The sequence below is a fragment of the Alloalcanivorax venustensis genome (assembly GCF_047495515.1).
GTDB classification, from domain to species: Bacteria; Pseudomonadota; Gammaproteobacteria; order Pseudomonadales; family Alcanivoracaceae; genus Alloalcanivorax; species Alloalcanivorax venustensis.
Map to the genome: position 1 here is coordinate 180,879 of NZ_CP179934.1, position 19,813 is coordinate 200,691.

Annotated in this window: 25 protein-coding genes and 1 pseudogene; 9 read left to right on the plus strand and 17 right to left on the minus strand. The window is 55.3% G+C overall.

Features of this window, described 5'->3' with window-relative positions:
- Nucleotides 1-13: 13 nt before the first annotated feature.
- The 5 genes from urtA (at nt 14) to urtE (ending at nt 5,827) form a co-directional block, all read left to right on the plus strand.
- A complete protein-coding gene (urtA, locus tag ACMG4O_RS00850; protein ID WP_414434186.1) occupies nt 14-1,315 on the plus strand; it encodes an urea ABC transporter substrate-binding protein in 1,302 nt (433 codons plus the stop codon).
- Nucleotides 1,316-1,402: 87 nt separating this feature from the next.
- Complete coding sequence (gene urtB, locus ACMG4O_RS00855) at nt 1,403-3,103, plus strand: urea ABC transporter permease subunit UrtB (protein WP_414434187.1); 1,701 nt, start codon at nt 1,403-1,405, stop codon at nt 3,101-3,103.
- Nucleotides 3,103-4,242, plus strand: coding sequence for an urea ABC transporter permease subunit UrtC (gene urtC / locus ACMG4O_RS00860; protein WP_414434188.1), 1,140 nt, complete (start codon nt 3,103-3,105; stop codon nt 4,240-4,242). The genes urtB and urtC overlap by 1 nt, the downstream gene beginning before the upstream one ends.
- Nucleotides 4,229-5,065, plus strand: coding sequence for an urea ABC transporter ATP-binding protein UrtD (gene urtD, locus ACMG4O_RS00865; RefSeq protein WP_414434189.1), 837 nt, complete (start codon nt 4,229-4,231; stop codon nt 5,063-5,065). Before urtC ends, urtD begins: the two co-directional genes overlap by 14 nt.
- 66 nt (nt 5,066-5,131) lie before the next feature.
- Nucleotides 5,132-5,827, plus strand: coding sequence for an urea ABC transporter ATP-binding subunit UrtE (urtE, locus tag ACMG4O_RS00870; RefSeq protein WP_414434190.1), 696 nt, complete (start codon nt 5,132-5,134; stop codon nt 5,825-5,827).
- Between the two features lie 18 nt (nt 5,828-5,845).
- Here the strand turns inward: urtE and ACMG4O_RS00875 are convergent, their stop codons facing one another.
- Nucleotides 5,846-6,211 carry an MmcQ/YjbR family DNA-binding protein gene (locus tag ACMG4O_RS00875; RefSeq protein ID WP_414434191.1) on the minus strand — a complete coding sequence of 122 codons (366 nt, stop codon included), beginning with the start codon at nt 6,209-6,211 and terminating at the stop codon, nt 5,846-5,848.
- The gene (locus tag ACMG4O_RS00880; RefSeq protein WP_414434192.1) at nt 6,211-6,561 is read right to left on the minus strand and encodes a winged helix-turn-helix transcriptional regulator; all 351 of its coding nucleotides are present in this window, start codon (nt 6,559-6,561) and stop codon (nt 6,211-6,213) included. Before ACMG4O_RS00880 ends, ACMG4O_RS00875 begins: the two co-directional genes overlap by 1 nt.
- A 93-nt stretch (nt 6,562-6,654) precedes the next feature.
- Between ACMG4O_RS00880 and ACMG4O_RS00885 the strand changes: the two genes are divergently transcribed.
- On the plus strand, nt 6,655-6,981 hold the full coding sequence (locus ACMG4O_RS00885; RefSeq protein WP_414434193.1) for a nuclear transport factor 2 family protein: 327 nt from the start codon (nt 6,655-6,657) through the stop codon (nt 6,979-6,981).
- Between the two features lie 82 nt (nt 6,982-7,063).
- On the opposite strand, the gene ACMG4O_RS00890 is transcribed toward ACMG4O_RS00885, so the two are convergent.
- The 8 genes from ACMG4O_RS00890 to ACMG4O_RS00925 all read right to left on the minus strand — a co-directional run bounded on the left by ACMG4O_RS00890 (nt 7,064) and on the right by ACMG4O_RS00925 (nt 11,543).
- Complete coding sequence (locus tag ACMG4O_RS00890; RefSeq protein WP_414434194.1) at nt 7,064-7,459, minus strand: hypothetical protein; 396 nt, start codon at nt 7,457-7,459, stop codon at nt 7,064-7,066.
- A gap of 337 nt (nt 7,460-7,796) precedes the next feature.
- Nucleotides 7,797-8,498 carry a DJ-1/PfpI family protein gene (locus tag ACMG4O_RS00895; protein ID WP_414434195.1) on the minus strand — a complete coding sequence of 234 codons (702 nt, stop codon included), beginning with the start codon at nt 8,496-8,498 and terminating at the stop codon, nt 7,797-7,799.
- A 135-nt stretch (nt 8,499-8,633) separates the two neighbouring features.
- Complete coding sequence (locus ACMG4O_RS00900; protein WP_414434196.1) at nt 8,634-8,987, minus strand: nuclear transport factor 2 family protein; 354 nt, start codon at nt 8,985-8,987, stop codon at nt 8,634-8,636.
- The gene (locus ACMG4O_RS00905) at nt 8,984-9,481 is read right to left on the minus strand and encodes a DinB family protein (protein WP_414434197.1); all 498 of its coding nucleotides are present in this window, start codon (nt 9,479-9,481) and stop codon (nt 8,984-8,986) included. The genes ACMG4O_RS00900 and ACMG4O_RS00905 overlap by 4 nt, the downstream gene beginning before the upstream one ends.
- 37 nt (nt 9,482-9,518) lie before the next feature.
- Nucleotides 9,519-10,058 carry an AAA family ATPase gene (locus ACMG4O_RS00910; protein WP_414434198.1) on the minus strand — a complete coding sequence of 180 codons (540 nt, stop codon included), beginning with the start codon at nt 10,056-10,058 and terminating at the stop codon, nt 9,519-9,521.
- A 4-nt stretch (nt 10,059-10,062) separates the two neighbouring features.
- Nucleotides 10,063-10,572 (minus strand): hypothetical protein, encoded by a 510-nt coding sequence (locus ACMG4O_RS00915; RefSeq protein WP_278592615.1) that lies wholly within the window; start codon nt 10,570-10,572, stop codon nt 10,063-10,065.
- A 90-nt stretch (nt 10,573-10,662) separates the two neighbouring features.
- A complete protein-coding gene (locus ACMG4O_RS00920) occupies nt 10,663-11,247 on the minus strand; it encodes a hypothetical protein (RefSeq protein ID WP_414434199.1) in 585 nt (194 codons plus the stop codon).
- Nucleotides 11,178-11,543, minus strand: a complete 366-nt coding sequence (locus ACMG4O_RS00925; RefSeq protein WP_214012452.1) for a winged helix-turn-helix transcriptional regulator — start codon at nt 11,541-11,543, stop codon at nt 11,178-11,180. Before ACMG4O_RS00925 ends, ACMG4O_RS00920 begins: the two co-directional genes overlap by 70 nt.
- A 94-nt stretch (nt 11,544-11,637) precedes the next feature.
- On the opposite strand from ACMG4O_RS00925, the gene ACMG4O_RS00930 reads away from it, so the two are divergent.
- Together ACMG4O_RS00930 and ACMG4O_RS00935 are read left to right on the plus strand one after the other, a co-directional pair.
- Entirely contained in the window at nt 11,638-12,372 is a 735-nt protein-coding gene (locus ACMG4O_RS00930; RefSeq protein WP_414434200.1) for an SDR family NAD(P)-dependent oxidoreductase, read from the plus strand.
- Nucleotides 12,373-12,647: 275 nt separating this feature from the next.
- On the plus strand, nt 12,648-12,776 hold the full coding sequence (locus ACMG4O_RS00935; protein WP_414434850.1) for a SymE family type I addiction module toxin: 129 nt from the start codon (nt 12,648-12,650) through the stop codon (nt 12,774-12,776).
- Between the two features lie 588 nt (nt 12,777-13,364).
- Here the strand turns inward: ACMG4O_RS00935 and ACMG4O_RS00940 are convergent.
- The 5 genes and pseudogenes from ACMG4O_RS00940 to ACMG4O_RS00960 all read right to left on the minus strand — a co-directional run bounded on the left by ACMG4O_RS00940 (nt 13,365) and on the right by ACMG4O_RS00960 (nt 17,003).
- Nucleotides 13,365-13,568: a hypothetical protein gene (locus tag ACMG4O_RS00940; protein WP_414434201.1), complete on the minus strand. Its 204-nt coding sequence runs from the start codon at nt 13,566-13,568 to the stop codon at nt 13,365-13,367.
- 281 nt (nt 13,569-13,849) lie between these two features.
- Nucleotides 13,850-14,896 carry a DUF4062 domain-containing protein gene (locus ACMG4O_RS00945; RefSeq protein WP_414434202.1) on the minus strand — a complete coding sequence of 349 codons (1,047 nt, stop codon included), beginning with the start codon at nt 14,894-14,896 and terminating at the stop codon, nt 13,850-13,852.
- A gap of 237 nt (nt 14,897-15,133) precedes the next feature.
- On the minus strand, nt 15,134-15,598 hold the full coding sequence (locus tag ACMG4O_RS00950) for a transposase (protein WP_414434851.1): 465 nt from the start codon (nt 15,596-15,598) through the stop codon (nt 15,134-15,136).
- A pseudogene (locus tag ACMG4O_RS00955) lies at nt 15,599-15,673 on the minus strand (hypothetical protein); the annotation flags it as partial.
- A gap of 586 nt (nt 15,674-16,259) precedes the next feature.
- Complete coding sequence (locus ACMG4O_RS00960; protein ID WP_414434203.1) at nt 16,260-17,003, minus strand: restriction endonuclease; 744 nt, start codon at nt 17,001-17,003, stop codon at nt 16,260-16,262.
- A gap of 268 nt (nt 17,004-17,271) precedes the next feature.
- On the opposite strand from ACMG4O_RS00960, the gene ACMG4O_RS00965 reads away from it, so the two are divergent.
- Entirely contained in the window at nt 17,272-17,568 is a 297-nt protein-coding gene (locus tag ACMG4O_RS00965; RefSeq protein ID WP_414434204.1) for a hypothetical protein, read from the plus strand.
- Between the two features lie 169 nt (nt 17,569-17,737).
- Here the strand turns inward: ACMG4O_RS00965 and ACMG4O_RS00970 are convergent, their stop codons facing one another.
- Together ACMG4O_RS00970 and ACMG4O_RS00975 are read right to left on the minus strand one after the other, a co-directional pair.
- Nucleotides 17,738-18,184, minus strand: coding sequence for a hypothetical protein (locus ACMG4O_RS00970; RefSeq protein WP_414434205.1), 447 nt, complete (start codon nt 18,182-18,184; stop codon nt 17,738-17,740).
- Nucleotides 18,185-18,305: 121 nt separating this feature from the next.
- A complete protein-coding gene (locus ACMG4O_RS00975; RefSeq protein ID WP_414434206.1) occupies nt 18,306-19,619 on the minus strand; it encodes a PIN-like domain-containing protein in 1,314 nt (437 codons plus the stop codon).
- Nucleotides 19,620-19,813: the final 194 nt, after the last annotated feature.

Sequence of the window (19,813 nt, forward strand, 5' to 3'; positions counted from 1 at the left end):
AAAGGGGAACACCATGAAGACCAAAAAATTCAGTCTTAAACGTCTGGCCCAGGCGGGCATCGCCGCCGGCGCCATCTCCTACAGCGGCCTGGTGATGGCCGCCGACACCATCAAGGTGGGGGTGCTGCACTCCCTGTCCGGCACCATGGCGATCAGTGAATCCACACTGAAGGACACGGTGCTGATGATGATCGAAAAGCAGAACGAAAAAGGCGGCGTCATGGGCAAAAAGCTGGAGCCGGTGGTGGTGGACCCCGCCTCCGACTGGCCGCTGTTCGCGGAGAAAGCCCGCCAGCTGATCACCCAGGACAAGGTAGACGTGATCTTCGGCTGCTGGACCTCGGTGTCGCGTAAATCCGTGCTGCCGGTGGTGGAAGAACTCAACGGCCTGCTGTTCTACCCGGTGCAGTACGAAGGCGAGGAGTCCTCCAAGAACGTCTTCTACACCGGCGCCGCGCCCAACCAGCAGGCGATCCCGGCGGTGGACTACCTGCTCGACGACCTGGGCATTGAGCGCTTCGTGCTCGCCGGCACCGACTATGTGTACCCGCGCACCACCAACAAGATCCTCGAGGCCTACCTGCAGTCCAAGGGCATCGCCGAGGACGACATCATGATCAACTACACCCCGTTCGGTCACTCCGACTGGCAGTCGATCGTGTCGCGCATCAAGGAGTTCGGCGGCGAAGGCAAGAAGACCGCCGTGGTCTCCACCATCAACGGCGACGCCAACGTGCCGTTCTACAAAGAGCTTTCCAACCAGGGCATGGACGCGTCCGACATTCCGGTGATCGCCTTCTCCGTGGGCGAGCAGGAACTGTCCGGCATCAACACCGGCCCGCTGGTCGGCCATCTGGCCGCCTGGAACTACTTCCAGAGCGTCTATACGCCGGAGAACAACCAGTTCATCGATCAATGGCACGACTACATCGGCGATGACGACCGCGTCACCAACGACCCCATGGAAGCCACCTACATCGGCTTCAACATGTGGGTGAAAGCGGTGGAGAAAGCCAAGTCCACCGACACGGACAAAGTGGCCAAGGCGATGATCGGCGTGGAAACCCCCAACCTCACCGGCGGCACCGCGGTGATGAACAAGAACCACCACCTCTCCAAGCCGGTGCTGATCGGTGAAATCCAGGACAACGGCCAGTTCGCGGTGGTCTCGCAGACCGACGGCGTGGTGCCCGGAGACGCCTGGTCCGACTATCTGCCCGACTCCAAGAACCTGATCGCCGACTGGACCGACCCGGTCAACTGCGGCAACTACAACACCAAAACCAAAACCTGCGGCGGCCAGACCGCCAAGTAAGCAGCAGCGGGTGATGCCCGCCCGGCGGGCCGGTGCGCCGGCCCACCTTTATCTCCGCGAAGGCCAGGACCAAACCGAGGGACCACCATGCCAAGGGTTCTACTACTGATTTTTATGCTGCTCGGCGCGAGCGGTACGGCGGTGGCGCAAACCAGCGCCGCGCCGGCCGATGACGCCGGGCAGACCACGATGGCTTCGCCCGACGGCGAAGACCGCCCATCGGAGTCGGTGGCGCCCGGCGTTTCCAAGGAGGAAGCGCTGCGAACGTCATTGGCCAAATTCAAGAGCCGCAATTTCGATGTCAAAGCCGAAGCCATTGAGACCATCGCCCGCTCCGGCCACGAGCGCGGCGAAGCGCTGCTGCAGGCCCTGCTCGACCGCGAGCTGCTGCACGACCTGGCCGGCGACCGCATCGTGCTGGGCGAACAGAGCGAACAGGGCTGGGCCCTGCGCGACCCGATCAGCGAAGAGGACGTGGGCAGCGCCGAGGCGCGTGCCGCGCGCCCGGTGATCATCAACAACCGGCTGCGCCAGCAAATCCGCGACCTGAAATCGGTCACCGCGCTGGCCAACCCCAATCCGCTCGCCCGCCGGGAAGCGGCTCAGCGCCTGGTGGGCAACACCGACCCGGTGGTGCTGGACGCGCTGCGCCTGCGCCAAGCGGAAGAGGCCAACCCGCTGGTCAAGGGCGTCATCGACACGGCCCTGAACATCGCCGTGCTGCGCGACCCGGCCAGCCAGCTCAACGAGCGCCTGAACGCCATCGACGCGGTGGCCGGCAGCCTGGAGCCGGCGGTGCGCAACGTGCTGCGAGACCGCCTGGCGCAGAGCGACGCCGCCGCCGAACGCAACGCCGCGGAACGGGCACTGAAGAAAATCGACCTGCGCACCGAACGCTACGAAACCGCCGACACCATTTTCTTCGGCCTCAGCCTGGGCTCGGTGCTGCTGCTGGCCGCCATCGGCCTGGCCATCACCTTCGGCGTCATGGGTGTGATCAACATGGCCCACGGCGAGCTGATCATGCTGGGCGCCTACACCACCTTCGTGGTGCAACAGATTTTTCCCGACGGCCACGAGTGGTCGCTGCTGGTGGCGCTGCCCACCGCCTTCCTGGTGTCCGCCGTCGTCGGCATCGTCATCGAGCGCGGCGTGATCCGTTTTCTGTACGGACGGCCGCTGGAGACCCTGCTCGCCACCTTCGGCGTCAGCCTGATTCTGCAGCAGGCGGTGCGGGTGATTTTCTCGCCGCTCAACCGCAGCGTGGTGACGCCGGAATGGATGAGCGGCGCCCTGCAGATCAACCCGATCTTCTCGCTCACCTATAACCGGCTCTACATCATCGTGTTCGCGCTGATCGTGTTCTTCGCCCTGCAACTGGTGCTGAAGAAAACCCGCCTCGGCCTGCAGGTGCGCGCGGTCAGCCAGAACCGCGGCACCGCCCGCGCCATGGGCATCCGCAGCGAACGGGTCAACGCGCTCACCTTCGGTCTGGGTTCCGGCATCGCCGGTATCGCCGGGGTGGCGCTGGCGCAGCTCACCAACGTGGGCCCCAACCTGGGCCAGTCCTACATCATCGACTCCTTCATGGTGGTGGTGTTCGGCGGCGTCGGGAACCTGTGGGGCACGCTCACCGCCGCTTTCAGCCTGGGCATCGCCAACAAGATCATCGAGCCCATGGCCGGCGCCGTGCTGGCCAAGATCATGGTGCTGGTGTTCATCATCCTGTTCATTCAACGCAAACCGCGCGGGCTGTTTCCGCAGCGCGGCCGGGCCGCGGAGGAATAATGCGACATTCGGATCTCACCACCGCGCTCACCGACCGCACCGCCAAGACCTTCCTGGGCATTCTGTTTGGGGCGGTGCTCATCGTCGCCCTGCTCAACCTGCTGGTGCCGGCGGAATCCGGTCTGCACGTGAGCAGCTATACCGTCAGCCTGCTGGGCAAATACCTGTGCTACGCCCTGCTCGCCCTGGCGCTGGACCTGGTGTGGGGCTACTGCGGCATTCTCAGCCTCGGCCACGGCGCCTTCTTCGCCCTGGGCGGCTACGCCATGGGCATGTACCTGATGCGCCAGATCGGCGACCGCGGCGTCTACGGCCACCCCACCCTGCCGGACTTCATGGTGTTCCTTAACTGGGAGGAGCTGCCCTGGTACTGGCACGGCTTCGACAGCTTCGGCTTCGCCATGCTGATGGTGGCGCTGGTGCCCGGCGTGCTGGCGTTCGTGTTCGGCTGGCTGGCGTTCCGCTCGCGAGTCACCGGCGTCTATCTGTCGATCATCACCCAGGCGCTCACCTACGCGCTGATGCTGGCGTTCTTCCGCAACGAACTGGGCTTCGGCGGCAACAACGGCCTCACCGACTTCAAGGACATCCTCGGCTTCTCGCTGCGCGAGGACAGCACCCGGGTGGCGCTGCTGATCGCCTCGGCGGTGGCCCTGGCCGGCGCCTTCGTGCTCAGCCGCTGGATCACTGGCACCCGCCTGGGCCGCACCGTGATGGCGGTGCGCGACGCGGAATCCCGCGCCCGTTTCCTGGGCTACCGCACCGAACACTACAAGCTGTGGATCTTCACCGTCAGCGCCATACTCGCGGGCATCGCCGGGGCGCTCTATGTGCCCCAGGTGGGCATCATCAACCCCGGCGAATTCTCGCCGCTCAACTCCATCGAGCTGGTGGTGTGGGTGGCCGTGGGCGGCCGCGCCACGCTCTACGGCGCGGTCATCGGCGCCATCCTGGTGAACTACGGCAAGACCGTGTTCACCGGCGTGATGCCGGAAGCCTGGCTGTTCGCCCTGGGCGGCCTGTTCGTGGCGGTCACCGTGTTCCTGCCCCAGGGGCTGGTGGGCCTGGCCAAGAGCCTGCTCAAACGCAAACGGCAACCCGACGCCACCGATAAGGAGGCCGACCATGAGCCTGCGTGACACCTTCCGCCGCGACCAGGTGTTCGCCCCGCTTCGGCCGGGCACCCGCCCGGTGCGCCCGGGGCAGCTGGACACCGGCGGCAAGCACATCCTCTACATGGAAGACGTCACCGTCAGTTTCGACGGCTTCAAGGCGCTCAACGACCTGACGCTCTACATCAAGCCCGGCGAGCTGCGCTGCATCATCGGCCCCAACGGGGCCGGCAAATCCACGCTGATGGACGTGATCACCGGCAAGACCCGGCCCGATACCGGCAGTTGCTTCTTCGGCCAGACCATGGACCTGACGCGCATGACCGAAACGGAGATCGCCACCGCCGGCATCGGCCGCAAGTTCCAGAAGCCCACCGTGTTCCCCGAACACACCGCCCTGGAAAACCTGGAGCTGGCCATGGCCGGCCCCAAGGGCACCTGGCATACGCTGCTGCAGCCGGTCACCGGCCAGCAGTACGACTGGATGGCGCAAACCCTGGAGACCGTCGGCCTGCTCGCGCAGAAAGACCAGCTCGCCGGCGCCCTCTCCCACGGCCAGAAACAGTGGCTGGAGATCGCCATGGTGCTGATGCAGAAGCCCCGGCTGCTGCTGGTGGACGAGCCCATCGCCGGCATGACCCGCCAGGAAGTCGAGCGCACCGCCGAGCTGCTGCAAAGCCTGGCCGGCGAGCACTCGGTGATGGTGGTGGAGCACGATATGGAGTTTATTCGCTCGATCGCCAATACCGTCACAGTGTTGCACCAGGGCAGTGTGTTGGCCGAGGGCAGAATGCAGGACGTGCAGAATGATCCGAAGGTGATTGAGGTTTATCTCGGGGAAACGGGGTAATTCAGTTAAGAGTTAACAGTGAATAGTTAATAGCGGGCGGCCTGGGGTCGCCTGGGAGAACAGCGCATGTTGAGTGTGAGTGGGTTGAATCAATATTACGGCGAATCCCACACCCTTTGGGATGTCGACCTGAACTTGGAGAAAGGTGAGTGTTTGTGTGTGATGGGGCGGAATGGGGTGGGGAAGACTACCTTGTTGAAGTCGGTGATGGGGTTGTTGCCCGCCGCTACGGGCAGGATTGAGTTTGATGGTAAGGACCTGAGCAAGAAAGCGGCCGAGGAGCGGGCGCGGGCGGGTATTGGCTATGTGCCGCAGGGGCGGGAGATTTTTCCGTTGCTTACCGTGGAGGAGAATCTGGAAACGGGGCTGCAGGCCCGGGCCGACCGGAGTCGCAAAATCCCGGCGCGTATCTATGAGCTGTTTCCGGTGTTGCATGACATGCGTCACCGGCGCGGGGGTGATTTGTCCGGCGGCCAGCAACAGCAGCTCGCCATCGGCCGCGCGCTGGCCCTGGACCCTACCCTGCTGATCCTCGACGAGCCCACCGAAGGCATTCAGCCCAACATCGTCGACATGATCGGCAAGGTAATCAAAACCCTGAACAAGGAAGAAGGCCTCACCGTGCTGCTGGTGGAACAGAAACTCCATTTCGCCCGCGCCACCGCCGACCGCTTCGCCATCATCGACCGGGGCAGCAAGGTGGCCGAGGACGACATCGGCGCGCTCAGCGATGAGCTGGTGAAGAAGTACCTGACCGTGTAGCGGCGGGCGTCGCTTCGGCTATTTCTGATTGAGGCCGAGCTCCCGATGCAGCTTCTTGGTCAGCCCCAGGGAGACGATTCGGTGCGACTCCTTGAGGTAGTATTGGAGCGTCTCATCCGTCTCTTCAGGCGCATCGTACTGTTGTATCCACCGCATCCCCCGGGACGCCAGATAGGGCGCCGGCCGGAAACCCGGCTGATCCCGCAGAATCTCGAAGTTGAGTTCCGACGCCTTAAACGTAAAGGCGGGTTGGCCGGTCTTTTCCCAGCCCCCGATAGCGAAAACCTTGCCGCCCACTTTCCAGACGTGAGCGCCGCCCCACTGGACCACATAGGTTGTGGCGGGTAACGAACGACAAAAGCAGTTGAATTCCTTGTAGGTCATCACGGCTCCCGTCCATTAGCCGCGGCCGATTGCTTCCCTTCACGCCAGGAAAGCAGCGCATCCAGCACCGGGCAAAGGGCCTGCCCCCAATCGGTGAGCTGGTACTCCACCTTAGGCGGCACTTCCGGGTAGACCGTTCTGAGCACCAGGCCGTCCGCTTCCAGTGCGCGCAGCTGTTGCGCCAGCATCTTTTGCGAGATACCGGGGATGGATTTTTCCAACTCCGAATAACGCCGCACCTGGCCACCGAACAGGTGGAACAGAAGAATCAGCTTCCAGCGCCCTTCCAGCACCTTCATCGCCGCCGCCACGTCCGCAGCCGCTGTCTCCGGCGTATACGCCTTACCCATAGGTAACCCACTTACTTTTTCGTGCGTTCTTGATGAAGGGGCGCGCCCTGATCAAACTTCAGGACCCTCCATTCACCGTCAAAGGAACCGCCAATGGCCATTCATTTCCCGGCGCCCATCGCGCTCTTCTTCCAGCTCAGCAACGACAAGGACAGCGCCTCACTGGACCGCTGCTTCGCCACGGACGCTTCCGTTCATGACGAGAAGCATACCTATAATGGGATCGCCGAGATCACCGATTGGTTTATCGAATCCAAGAAGAAGTACAGCTATACGGCGGAACCACTGGAAATGGAAGAGGCGGATACCGCCGTGATCGTTCGCGCGCGGGTGTCCGGCAACTTCCCCGGTAGCCCGGCGATGCTTCGCTATACCTTTGAGCTGGGAAACGACAAGATTCGGTCTCTCGATATCGGTTAGCCGTCCAGTCATCCGGCTTCATTCAGACCGCCGCCTTGCCCTGATTGATCATCTTCTGAGGGCCCGAACGCCACTCACCTTTTCAAGAACTTCCCGATCTCTTCGGCAAGCAGATCAAGGAATGCTTGCCGATCGGCCAACGGCTCCACCTCATCCGGCGGTGGCAGGTCCATGAAAGAGAAATGCCCGGCCCCTCGGTCACACGTACATCCAACGGCAAGCGGCCGCTCAAGGCACCAACCAGAACGTCCACATGGGCGGCCGGGGTGATCGAATCCCGCGAGCCTGCCCAAGCAAGAATGGGCGTCTGCACGGCATCCAGCGCCCCTTCGACCTGGAAAAAGCCCATCGGCGGAGTCAACAGAACTAGCCGGGTGAGTCGCCCGTCAGGCACGATCTCGACATGGCGGCCGGCGGCCAACCAGATCTGACCACCAGCCAACGCGAGCAGGGCCGCCGCACCGAGTGAGTGACCCACGCCCACCACCGTCGATCCGGACGGAGCAACGCTATCGAGGGCAAGGGTCAGCCTCCGCGCCCAAAGACGTAACTCGTCCTACCTGGGCATCGACGCGTCTAGCCCGGTGAAATGCGGTGCGACCACCGAGTATCCGGATTCGGCGAGAGAGGTCAGAAGCGGAAGATGGCGCTCCGGATTGCCGCCCGCCCCTACCGCAAAGAGCAACACAGGGGCGCCGGGCGCGGATTCAAGCACCGTAACCTTGAAGGGCTCCGACCCATCCGTAAGGCTCAATGTCGACATCTGATCTTCATCCTCTCCCACCTCCGCTTACGTTGTAGCCAGCTTCCATGCATCAGGTCTTGTCTTCAGGTACGTAGGCCTCAATATCAGACCACGGAATCAGGCGGTTGAGCTGAATGGTTTCAAACACGGTCTTTGCTTTGCCGGTTCCAGCCATCATCGACAGCATCACCAAAGCGGACTGGTAGGAAGGAATGCCACCATTGCTGGAGATACGGTTTCGATCAACCACCACATTCTGATCAAAGACCACGTCGATCTCAGGAAACTCACGTTCGAGCTGTTTCTCTCCGCCCGCCCAGGTGGTGGCACGGTAGCCATCCAGAAGTCCTGCGTGTGCGTACAGAAACGCCCCCGAACAGTTACTTCCCAACCATGCAGCGGTCTTCGCCTGGCTTCGTAGAAACGCGGTTAAATCCTCATTCTCGAACAACCAATCCATATCGTAGGCACTGGCAACGATTAACGCATCCAGCTTGGGTGCGTCGTATATGGTTGCATCGACAGGCAAGCGAATTCCTTCCTCGGTGGTAATCACCGGCTTCCGCTCTACGCCAATAAATACAACTTCGTAATCAGAGAACCACGACTTTCGCGTCGCAACCCCGAAGACTTCCGCCGGCGCTATGACATCGCTGGTAAGAACCTTGTCGAAGACCAGTATGCCGATACGCTTGTCATCAGCGAACGCGGGCGCCGCGAACAGCATATTTACCATGACAACCACCACAATGGCGGTCAGTTTATTAATCATTATCGTTGTCCTCCCTGTTACATACGCCTGGATCGTACCATTAGGTCGTCCAACCATGGGGGCGGCAAATTCAATTTCTCGATATCGATTAGGCGGATCCGACCCAGACGCCCCCGCCGTCCATTACCCCTGGATCTAGGCATAAGAGGCGAACACCTGCGTAACTTTCCCGTGGCCGTCAAACAGGAACGTCTCCGCCACCTCGTTGCCTGTTGCGCCGAGGTAGTAGAGCGTGAGCCAGGAGACGCCCCGCAGCACCTTGAGCAGCTCAAAGCGGAGGTCCGGGTAAGCGTGCAGTGCGCCCTGCCAATACTCACCGACCGCAGCCTTGCCTTTCAGGGTCCCTGACGGCTCCGCGAGCCGCTTGGCGATCAACGGCGAATTCATCTCGAAATCATCGGTATAGTGAGAAAGGATGCGATCGAGATCGTGCGCGTTCCACGCCTCGATCCACTCCGCCGCGAACGCATTCGCTTGCTTCTGGTTCATGGTTTCATTCCGATAAGGTCGGTAACGCCCACATCGACGCCGAGCTGGGTAAGAAGGGTGGTAATCTGACCGCGATGGTGCGTCTGATGATTAAAGAAATGGGACAGCGCAAACCAGAGCGGGTAACGACGAGGCTCCGGGTTCACAATACTGGTGTACACCAGATCGCCCTCCATGTCTTCCGGCGAAAGTGACGCCACCCAGTCGATGATGCGTTCGTCCTCCGCAGCCCGTTCACCCCGCAGCACGCTGAAGTCCGCGTACAGCTCCTGGTCGAGCGATCGGACCGAAAAAGGCTCACCGGTAAACCGCCCCATCCAGATCCGGTCCGCGAGCAGAATATGGTTAAGCGTGCCATGGATCGACCTGAAGAAAGCCCCCATATCACGCTTCCGATCTTCATCCGACAGGCCAGCGCAGCCGTCGTAGACCTTCTGGTTCATCCAGCGGTTGTACCGCGCCATCGTTTGAACATGGACCAGGCTCACATCCATACCCTCCTCGGGCACTCATCCGTTTGTCAGTATCCACCTAAACACCTGGGTGCCCAATAGCTTCCAGAATAAACGAAGCACGCGCCGCGACGCCGGCGCGTGGCACCTCCACCGTTTGGTACCCCCACCGCGCATACCAGCGCTTCATGCCCTCGAACACCGCCACGGACTCCTCGGACGTCTGATCGCGCTCCGAATCCATGGCGTAGATCGCCTCCCAGGGCGGCAGGAGGAACACGGTGTCATTGTAGGGAAACGTCTGGACCAACCTGGCGATCTCATCCCGCCAGAGCCCAGACTCCAGGTCCAGCATGTAAAGCGCGTCCAGCACGCCCCGGTCGAAAAAGGTGATGCCATCATGGTCCGTCGCGGCGCTGTATTGCTGCATATCCGAGTCCAGAATGGCGCGCGCGAAGGAGACGGGATCCGGCCGTGGCGAAAGCCCCGCAGCCAGCCGCTCCTTGATCAGGCGCCGGGCCGCCTCCGGCGCGATGCGATAGCCCCGTTCCGCCAGGGCGTCGAGCAGCGTGCTCTTACCGCCCCCGGGCCCACCGGTCACCACGAATCGCCGGTTCATCGCCCTACGGCCCGCAACGCCACTCACCCTGCCAGTCACGCTGAGCGCCGTCGGCCCGGTCATACGTCAACGTCGCCGGCCTGGGCGGCGACTCCCCGCCTTCGGTGGGCTCACCGGTGACCTCGATGTGGACCGTCTTGCCCTTACCGCTGAAGGTCGGCGACGCCGTCATACCATCGAAGCCACCAGGCGCGGACACGCGCTCGACATAGCCGGCGACCTTGACCACCCCCTGGGCCGCATCCGATGAATCGACGTTACCCCGGGCGAATAGCAGCGGACCCGCCTGCTCCGCTATGAACTGGCACGCCAGTTCACCGGAGAGGTTGGCCCCGCTGATATCCTCCGCAGGCAGCGCGTTTAATGTGATCTCCGAGCCATCGCCTCCCCGAGTTGGCGCGGCCAACTCCCCCGATCCCGGAACAGGGTCGGAGCAACCCGCCATCAGCGCGAGCGCCAGCAGGCTGAACGTCAGGGTTCCGATCAGGTATGTCTGGTTTTTGGGGCAAGCCATATTTCCTCCTTGAGAGTCGATGGCGATGGTGGGGGACGGCGCCCGGCGGCGTGCTTGCTGTTTCGGAAACGGCCAGGCACCTAAAAGAACCTATCTCTTACCAAAGTAGGCATTCAGCGATTTTGCATCGCTCTCGCAAGAATGTTCACGCTTACGGACAATAAAGCTCTCATAATCGCCGTCCTTTGCCCTGACCAGTAGATAACAGGACCAGCCGCCACTTCGGCCGATGGATATCGACCAAAACCGGTCGATTTGCTCTGGAGCCAGCGAAACGACCTCTCCGTTCTTTCTCGCCAAAGTCACTCCGCTTTCGTCATATGCGATTCGGCCAAACCTGTCGCCAAGAGAGTCATACTCCCAACAAAAAAGCGCCAAGCCTGCCAACAGCGCCGAAATAAGCTTCAGCAGAGACTTTCCATGTTTGAAATAGCTGTATAGCAGGCCGAAAGGAATGAGCCAGAAGTAAAAACGCAACATACCCAGGCCTGTGTAGAAAACATTTTCCGTAAAGCTGTAGGCGTACTCGATTTCCATATCAATCCAGGTCAGCAGGTTCGACGAATAAAGCACCTTTTTGCGGTAACCGCCGCCGGGCGTCGCTTCTACCGGCTGGCTTTCCGGCGGTCCATCGCTGCGGCAATGTCCTCTTCGTACGTCTCGCCCCAGCCGCAAAGCGGCTCCATGGCCCGCACCAGACTCGCCCCGAAGGGCGTCAGCGAGTAGTCGACGCGCAGCGGTATCTCCCCATAGTCGGTTCGCCGGACGATGCCGTCGGACTCCAGCTCCTTCAACTGTTGGATCAGCATTTTGTCGCTCACGCCCCGGACGCTTCGCTTGAGCTCGCCGTAACGCGTCGCGCCCTTGTTTAAAAAGAACAAAATCAAAGGCTTCCACTTCCCGGAGATCACGTGCAGCGTCGCATCCAGGCCGCAAATGAAACGTGGGTTTTCTGAGTGTTCGTTCGCCATAACGGGTACTTACCAAAAGGTGCATACTTGAACATTTGTAAGTGGCTTATATATCGTGAAGGCGAATCGAGTCAACACATACGGAGACCCAACGATGAGTCGGCTACACGGTAAAATCGCATTGATCACAGGCGGAGCCAGCGGCATCGGCCTGGCCTCGGCCCAACGCCTTATCGAAGAAGGCGCCTTCGTCTTCATTACCGGACGGCGCCAGGACGCCCTCGACAACGCGGTTGAGGCACTGGGACCCAACGCCCGGAGCATCCAAGCGGATGTGACTAAGCCGGAGGATCTCGACCGCGTCTTCGAAACGATCCAGAAAGAAAAAGGATACCTGGACGTCCTGGTGGCCAACGCGGGCGTCGGCGAATTCGCCAGCCTGGGCGAGATCACCGAGGCGCACTACGACTACATCTTCGACATCAACGTCAAAGGCACCCTCTTCACCGTCCAGAAGGCCCTGCCCCTGATGAAGAACGGCGGCTCCATCATCCTCACCGGGTCCACCGTCGGCAGCATGGGTACCCCCGCCATGAGCATCTACAGCGCTTCCAAGGCGGCCATCCGAAACCTGGTGCGCAGTTGGGCCTATGATCTGAGAGGCACCGGCATTCGCGTGAACGTCATGTCTCCTGGCCCGACCCAAACAGACAAACTGATGGAGCTGCTCCCACCCGAGGCCCTGAGCGAGATGAAACAGACCGTACCGCTTGAGCGTCTGGGCGCCCCCAGGGAAACCGCGGGCGCGGTGGCGTTCCTGGCATCCGACGACAGCAGCTTTATGACGGGGAGCGAAGTGTTCGTTGATGGGGGCTACGCGCAGGTTTAGAGGTTAGCCGGGACGGGCAAAACCGCACCCCGGAAGCATTGCGGTTTTTTTGTGCCCGAAATACGGGAATGTAATGGTCGGGAGGTCCGGCGAATAGAACACCTGCTTGCAGGGAATAGTCGGAGCAGTACCTGTTGCTGTTTCTAGCCTCCCGACCGCCCTACTTACGCAACCTAGAAATTGCACAACAGGAGCATAACCATGAACAACCGCACCCTGAAAGTCCGAAAAGGCCACTGGGACTCTATCCCAAAACGCACCCCAGCGGGAATCGCGTGGCGCCGTTCATTCTTCTGAAAGGTCTCTGGCTGGAAAAAGCCGGCTTCTCCATCGACACACCAGTATCGATCACGTTTGAGGACGGACGTCTGTCGATTGTTCGAGACCGTAATAGCTGGGACTGAAAGGTGGGCCTCGGAGAGTTGAGAGGCCTTGCCAAATTGCGCCAACATTTAGAGGCGACCTTTGCGCAGAAAAGCTGAGGATAGGCCCTTCAGGGTCGGAAAAAAATGGCATAACAGGTTAGGTATAGTCTAGCAACCTGCTGGCGCCCAAGAATAAAGGAGAACCTAAATCCAATTGATATATCAAGCAGCCGAACCAAGCCGATGGGAACGACCCGAATTGCTCAGGCCGGTACTTGATCAGCATTCAGCACACCAAAATCCCCATCAACCACTGGATCACAATTCCGATCATAAGGTGTAGAGCAAGCCAAATCGAAGAGCTAAATCTGGTCGCAAAGATAACAAAGTCATACTTCCAAACTGAAGTGAAAACTCCTCAAATTGCGGCTCCGTATAGTAAGAAGACCAGCAGAATCGCGCCGTTCGCCTCGTCAGTACCACCCTGAAGTGTATATGAGAGGTCACTGTAGACGACCAACCCCCAAAAAAAGCAAATATGACACGTAAAACCATCATGGAGAAAGTGACACTAACCGCGATTTTGAATACCGAAGGTAAAGATAGCCGGATGACCAGTCCCGTAACTCATAATGATAGATAATCCAGAATGCCATTGAGCATCATACCAACAGCAACAAGAAGCAAAACCCAGAGCAATGATCCAAAATAGAGGCCAGACCAACCAGGCTTACAATTGGCGTGCCATTTACGGCAGGCGCTCCAGTTGCGACTGTCAGGAACGCAGAAGCCAAGCCAGAAACCAGCATAGATCGGATAAAGCAATGCCATTACAGGTCTTCCCAATGATTCCGGTAAAAATACTATCGAAGGAAAACAGTCAGTCTGCACCTCCATCCTTGATGCGTTTGAGCCGCCGAATAAATTTTAGTCGGAATTCTGGAGCAAGACATTCTTCCACGTGCTCGGTAACACGGCGAATAAAATAGCTGGCTGCACAGATTAATGCGATCCAACCAAGAACATTCAGGCAACACCATTGCTTGGGGTTTCCGCAGACCATTACTCTTTCCTAACACCGCACCCACCTGTCAACCCTACGTCATAACGCCTTAATCAATCAGCGCTTCTTCCGTCTGCTGCGTTGACCGGTTAGTTTCTTTACGAAGCGCCTTTATCTGTATTAGATACTGCTCGCCAAAAGGCGTTAATTTCCAGTAGGTGTTGGTATCAGAAACAGCTCTTTTCTTCTGCCCGGGTTCCATTAACCCTAATGCCTGAAGCTGGACATGTATTTGATCTTCGCATACGTACGGAACTGACATATTTCGAGGCGAATTTAAATCTCGAACATCTGCGGGAATTGCGTGATAGTAAGCCAGTTCAATTTTCTCGTTCAGCTCATTGCTTGTACATTCACCTGACAACGCCGGGCCACAGTAAGCGAATATGTTGTCCCAGGAAACTTCTACTGTTGTTCTTTCGCCACTCCTCTCCTTTTCTTTGATCACGTTTACCGGGACCGCATATTTATCACTACCACCTTCTAAACCCTCAACATTCTTTGGCTCATAAGAGTGGGAAACTAGCGCCTGCATCTCTAGCTCGGCCACTCTTGCCCTAAGCCTCTCCATCTCTGCTACCATTTTTTGGTCAACAGCAAACCTACCTGGGACCCATCCATCAGAACGATGCTTTTTCTTTAGTTGAACCATGCTCCGTGAAACCTTCCCGCCTAAATCAGGAGCCGTAGTCCAAAACTTACAGTGCTTTTCTTGAGCTTTTCCTCTAAAAGATTCCAGTTTCGCTCTTCCTTTATCGCTCCCTTCTGTTCTGTTTGCGGGTAGCGCTTCTGGATCTTCATGAAGAAAACAGAGAATCGGTTTTTTTTGGGAGACTGCATAGTCAAACTCCATCTCTGTATAACCTATGCCATCCTGATTCGATGAACCATATTTTCCTGCTAGGATTAAAACATAATAATCGCAGCCGTCTATTACCTCTGTAATCAACGACCATGCATCTTCATCAGTCGCAGGAAATAACTCCATACCGGCAGGAATACAATCCAACTCAAGCAGCGCATGTATTACCTCTTTTCTTTCTTCCACTAGATCTCTATATGTAGACGAAACAAAGACTTGATGTTTTCTTTCCATCTCCTACTCCTGCACTTAAACAAACCTAATCCAGAGCTCCGCGAAAAAGTCGGAGTATAGCGAAAAGCTGATCTTCCCGCGACAAAATGGATAGGTTTCGTTTGACATTACCACCCTCTCGTATTCTGCCGGCGAAATATACCCAATGCCAGAGTACAACCATTTCTGATTATAGAACTGGTTGATGTAGCCGATCAGAAACACTTTCAGTTCCTGCTCGCTTTTGAACGATACGCATCAAATGAACTTCGCCTTGAGGCTGTGGAAGAACGACTGCATATGCGCATTGTCCGTACACTGGTTGGGCCGATTCATGTTGGGCCGGATTCCGTGCCTGTCCAACTCGCTCTGGATCATGTGTGCACCGTATTCGACGCCTCTGTCCGTGTAGAAGATCAACCTCGGATTGAGCGTCCTCACTCGCAATGCGTAACGTAACGCTTGCAGGGTCAGGTCCGCTGTCTTCCTGCTACCCAAAGACCAGCCAATTATCTTTCGCGAATACACATCGAGTACAACCGCCAGGTATCGCCACTCATTTCCAACCTGGATATAGGTGAGACCCGCGCCCCATTGCTGGTTCAGCCCCGCCGGAACCAGCTGATTCAGCCTGATATGCCGGTCACTCTCATAAAACCGCCCAATGCTTGGGGTTCGGCAGTATACCCTGCAAGCACGCTCGGTCCGCGAAGCCTCGCGCATCAGACTTTTCACACGTTTACGACCAGCGCTGGTGCCCTCACGGTGCAAGATCTGGTGCACTCTTGAGCTACCATAGAAGCCCCGGTTGGCCTAGTGGATTTGCCGCACCTTTTTTGCAAGTCACGGTTGGTCCGCGATTGCCGCGACTCCTCACGCTTACACCAAGCGTAATAGCCACTCCGTGAGACGCCCAACCAGCGGCAAAGGTATCTGAACCTAGTTCTCGTCCGTGAGCTTGGATCAATCCAAACCTTTCTAATGTCCATCCGCCAGAAACTATTACCACTTTCTTGGAAGGTCGTTCTCCTTATTCAGGCCGGCGTTGTCCCGCTCCAGCCTATCCAGTCATTTTATTTGCTCAGCCATAGCGCTTGCTTGTTTTTCATCACATGCATACGTTCTCGACCATCTGGCCTGATTTCGCCTTAGCACATTCCTTACGCTACCGTGAAAGCATAAATGGATGGGGATCCTGGCCTATAGCGACCTGCTGGACCTCAACGCCTTACTGATGACTCAGGTCGACAGCCTTCACCTTGAAATCCGCCAAGTACTGCCAGGCTTTACTCAGATGCTTATATCTGGGCATTGCCCACCTCCTCTCGTTAGGAGAAGGTGTCCACTAAAGCGGGGGAACTACAAAGTCTATTGCTGCTGCTTGTTAAGTGCATTCGAAAGGTACGTTCTTCTCCTGTAGCCATTTGGAAGAGAGTCTAATTATTCTTTCTAAATTGTCCAAATATTCTCCCTGGTCATCTACGAACTCTGTTATAATTTTAGATCTCATACTAAAGTCATCATTTTTACCACACAGATAAACCCTATAAGGCCCCGGCTCTACTTTATTCAGATCCAAATCCTTTTTTGATTCCCTTAGCAGCCAAGCGAGTGCCATAGCCCTTTGCCCGTCCACGCCTTTAATGCCATATTCTAGAAATCCAAATTTTAGATATTGTCCACTTTTTGAATATGCCTGATTTACTAACTCATCATAAGTTCGGTTCAAATTGACCAGTTCTTTCTCTAGGTTTTCGGCTCTACAAATAAGGATTTCTTTTTTAGCTAACTCCTTCAGCTCATCTAAAGAGGTTAAAAGTATATTGCTTTTTTTTGACTGTTTTATAGCTCCAGATTGAAAGCCTTTTTTTGATATAAGAACACCCTTATCGGCTCCAATATCACTAACAATTGACTGAAGGGCTAGTACTTTTTCTTTCGGCACTGAAGAATTCCAGTATTTGCATTCAACCACCCATTGGCAATCAATACCATTTTGTTTAAATGTCACAAAAACATCTACTTCATGAGTACCTCTTACACCTTCAACATATTTCCCGATTTCAGCTGTCCAACCAATACTATTAAATATTACTGCTGTATCTTCTTGATACTTTTGCCAACTCATATAACTTTCTCGTTGTTGATTTGCAATTAACCCGAAGTTCAGTCGCGCACTTTAGCGAATGGGCTGAAGTGATACATTAACTGATACCTGCCCAGCATGACTTGCCCGCAACATGGTTATAGGCACCTGAGTGGGTAAGAAAATATCGAGGGACGCCACAGTAAACGACATTCAATCGGGGTGTCTGGGAGAAGCACGCCACTCGATATTTGAGCCTTCCAACCGCCCTACTTAAACAACCTAGAAATTGCACAACAGGACCATAACCATGAACAACCGCACCCTCAAAGCCCGAAGCGGCGACTGGGACTATATCCCGAAATGGGCACGCTCCAGGGGAAGTCGCTCGCCCCTATTTACTACTCTGAAAGCTCTATGTTTGGAACAAGCGAACTTTAACGTCGATACGCCGGTATTAATTACAGCTGAGGACCGGCCGCTGTCGATTTTTCAAGGTCTCAGCCACTTAATTGCAGCGCGGGTCTCGGCGGTTCTTTTCGAGTTTCGCCATCTGACCGCAAAAAAGCAATGGCGCGATAGCGACAGAAGGTGGAGATTGAAGTAGGGAAAGGAGCGAATTGAACCGTTAACAATCTCGACGAATAACATATTGCACCACTCTGCAATGAACTAAAATATGTGCATGTGCGGTCAAAGCCATTAACACACAATTATAAGAGGTTCAAATATCACACTATCGACGATAGCCGCAGAAGGCGGGCCTTACCAGCGCGCTATTGATAACATCTGTTAAGCGAGGTTTTAACTTCTTCCAGCTCGTTTCTTAGCTCTTGTAACTTCTGTGTCTTGTCAATATCTGTATCAATTGGTGCTGTTACGCTAGCTGCCTTTATGAAACAGTATAACGTGCCAATAAAGCCAACAGGTCCAAAAACCGGGATCACTGACACAGTTATCAGGCCCAACGGAAGCCAGATCAGACCTTTTAATTGCTCACGATGTGCAGCATAAATAGGCGCCGAGAGATAAGTAGAACGATTCGCACCTTCAGACGTTAACGCATTATATTTTGAGATTTGGCATGTAAGGATTTTCTTCTTAGACTTAAGCGAGCGTTTAGCATATCTAGCACTAACCTTAGTGTAAGAAACTGGCACACACTTCAAAATAAACCAAACAAAAAAGCGCCAATAACGCTTTGAATTATTGGCGCCCACCATTCATTCAAAATTCATTGAAATTCCATCAACCACCTGTCTTTAAAATTTCCTCTAACGCCAGCAACAGAGATTCGATTCGGTAAGCGCCAATTCGACGTCAAAGCCAGCTTTAAAATTCATTTTAATCTTCAGGCTCGTCACCATCATATCCTTTTTCTATTAAATCAAGTAGGCGCCTAATTTCTGCGCTCATTTCTTCAATATCAAAAAACTCGTCGTTGCGTTTCCGACCTAGTATTTTAGCTAACTGTTCTTCATCTATATGCGCAATACTATTGATGCGATTAGAAATTTCTTTCCAGCGCTCAATTTCTCTAGGTGAGATGCCATCCATAGCGTCCACAACTCCTTCCCGCCGCTTATCATGATGAGCCGAAATACTGCTAATATGAGCCTGTAAATCTCTAAATCTTTCGCTGCTGACAGACGGCGCCCCATAAAGATCCATGAGATCAGACAGCTGCCTAGACGGCAAACGGTGTATTTTCTCATTAACATGTGGAGCACTTGCATCTTCAATAGAGCTCTCACTGACATCAACAGCTAAGTTCGATTTTCCATCCTCCAAAAACATTGAAGTCCGATACATATGGAAGTTTTTAATATTTGACTCTCGGTATATCTCTGCCTGCAACTCAGCCAAAGGGCCAATGGTTTTTTCTCCTTTGGATCTAATCTTATACCACCAATCTTCTTTAGCGTCGTCAGTAACAAAAACGACATGTTTAACATCATCGCTTTTTGACTTTTCGATCAACTGTTTCCAAACTATTAAGTCGCCATATTCACGTTGGTAGTAGAGGCCGTCATAAACAAAACACGACTCATCATCCGCCCCGCCTTTTCCTACATCCTTAAAACCAGGGGGTATTTTTTTATTGAAACGATTCTCACCTTCCCTATATAGATCGTCTAACCATTTTTGATCTTTTGGTTTATCGCCAACCCTCTGATCGAATAATTCATTAAGTCTGTCTCTAACCTCATCATGGGATCTAACGCATGGTTGCTCATCATCCCAAGACTGAACAGACTTTTTATATTTTGATATACTTTTTTCTATTTCTTTTTCTAATTTTTCAGTGTTTTCAAACAATTTTGGGAAGCGGCGCTTAAGAGCAAGCCTTTCAAAATCACCTTTAAATACATTCTGTATTTTTTTTAAATTATCTTCGATATCATTAAAAACGGCCTTCTCATTTTTTATAACTTCTAACCTGCGCCTTTGATACTCCAAACCTACATGGTAGGGGATCCATATTTTTTTATTAATAGCCTGTAATATATCAAAAAAATCTTCTCTAGTTTTTTTAGCATATCCGTAGAGATTCAAAAGCACGTTTGCGTCGAGCACAAAAAGCGTCTTCTCATCTTTCCACAATTTCTCTAACGTAGACTCATCTATGCTGTAGAACCCTTTAAAGTTATCTTTCATCTAAAGCCCTTGGTTAGCACTGTTCTTATAATGAGATTACAGTGCATCAAATGTTACACGCAAGACTAACGTTTGAATGAGAGCAACAGAGGCGTAGCGAGGAGTAGTGAGAGCCATCAGATTAATAGACGATAATCTCGGCATTAACATACCACCACCTAAGGTTTTTGGGTCATTAAAATCAGTCAAGGCGC

Bases quoted from the DNA above. Each gene is read 5' to 3' on its own strand.
- urtA (WP_414434186.1), top strand. From the start codon at position 14: ATGAAGACCAAAAAATTCAGTCTTAAACGTCTGGCCCAGGCGGGCATC.
- urtB (WP_414434187.1), top strand. From the start codon at position 1,403: ATGCCAAGGGTTCTACTACTGATTTTTATGCTGCTCGGCGCGAGCGGT.
- urtC (WP_414434188.1), top strand. From the start codon at position 3,103: ATGCGACATTCGGATCTCACCACCGCGCTCACCGACCGCACCGCCAAG.
- urtD (WP_414434189.1), top strand. From the start codon at position 4,229: ATGAGCCTGCGTGACACCTTCCGCCGCGACCAGGTGTTCGCCCCGCTT.
- urtE (WP_414434190.1), top strand. From the start codon at position 5,132: ATGTTGAGTGTGAGTGGGTTGAATCAATATTACGGCGAATCCCACACC.
- ACMG4O_RS00875 (WP_414434191.1), bottom strand. From the start codon at position 6,211: ATGACCTACAAGGAATTCAACTGCTTTTGTCGTTCGTTACCCGCCACA.
- ACMG4O_RS00880 (WP_414434192.1), bottom strand. From the start codon at position 6,561: ATGGGTAAGGCGTATACGCCGGAGACAGCGGCTGCGGACGTGGCGGCG.
- ACMG4O_RS00885 (WP_414434193.1), top strand. From the start codon at position 6,655: ATGGCCATTCATTTCCCGGCGCCCATCGCGCTCTTCTTCCAGCTCAGC.
- ACMG4O_RS00895 (WP_414434195.1), bottom strand. From the start codon at position 8,498: ATGATTAATAAACTGACCGCCATTGTGGTGGTTGTCATGGTAAATATG.
- ACMG4O_RS00900 (WP_414434196.1), bottom strand. From the start codon at position 8,987: ATGAACCAGAAGCAAGCGAATGCGTTCGCGGCGGAGTGGATCGAGGCG.
- ACMG4O_RS00905 (WP_414434197.1), bottom strand. From the start codon at position 9,481: ATGGATGTGAGCCTGGTCCATGTTCAAACGATGGCGCGGTACAACCGC.
- ACMG4O_RS00910 (WP_414434198.1), bottom strand. From the start codon at position 10,058: ATGAACCGGCGATTCGTGGTGACCGGTGGGCCCGGGGGCGGTAAGAGC.
- ACMG4O_RS00915 (WP_278592615.1), bottom strand. From the start codon at position 10,572: ATGGCTTGCCCCAAAAACCAGACATACCTGATCGGAACCCTGACGTTC.
- ACMG4O_RS00925 (WP_214012452.1), bottom strand. From the start codon at position 11,543: ATGGCGAACGAACACTCAGAAAACCCACGTTTCATTTGCGGCCTGGAT.
- ACMG4O_RS00930 (WP_414434200.1), top strand. From the start codon at position 11,638: ATGAGTCGGCTACACGGTAAAATCGCATTGATCACAGGCGGAGCCAGC.
- ACMG4O_RS00940 (WP_414434201.1), bottom strand. From the start codon at position 13,568: ATGGCATTGCTTTATCCGATCTATGCTGGTTTCTGGCTTGGCTTCTGC.
- ACMG4O_RS00945 (WP_414434202.1), bottom strand. From the start codon at position 14,896: ATGGAAAGAAAACATCAAGTCTTTGTTTCGTCTACATATAGAGATCTA.
- ACMG4O_RS00950 (WP_414434851.1), bottom strand. From the start codon at position 15,598: ATGCGCGAGGCTTCGCGGACCGAGCGTGCTTGCAGGGTATACTGCCGA.
- ACMG4O_RS00960 (WP_414434203.1), bottom strand. From the start codon at position 17,003: ATGAGTTGGCAAAAGTATCAAGAAGATACAGCAGTAATATTTAATAGT.
- ACMG4O_RS00965 (WP_414434204.1), top strand. From the start codon at position 17,272: ATGAACAACCGCACCCTCAAAGCCCGAAGCGGCGACTGGGACTATATC.
- ACMG4O_RS00970 (WP_414434205.1), bottom strand. From the start codon at position 18,184: ATGGTGGGCGCCAATAATTCAAAGCGTTATTGGCGCTTTTTTGTTTGG.
- ACMG4O_RS00975 (WP_414434206.1), bottom strand. From the start codon at position 19,619: ATGAAAGATAACTTTAAAGGGTTCTACAGCATAGATGAGTCTACGTTA.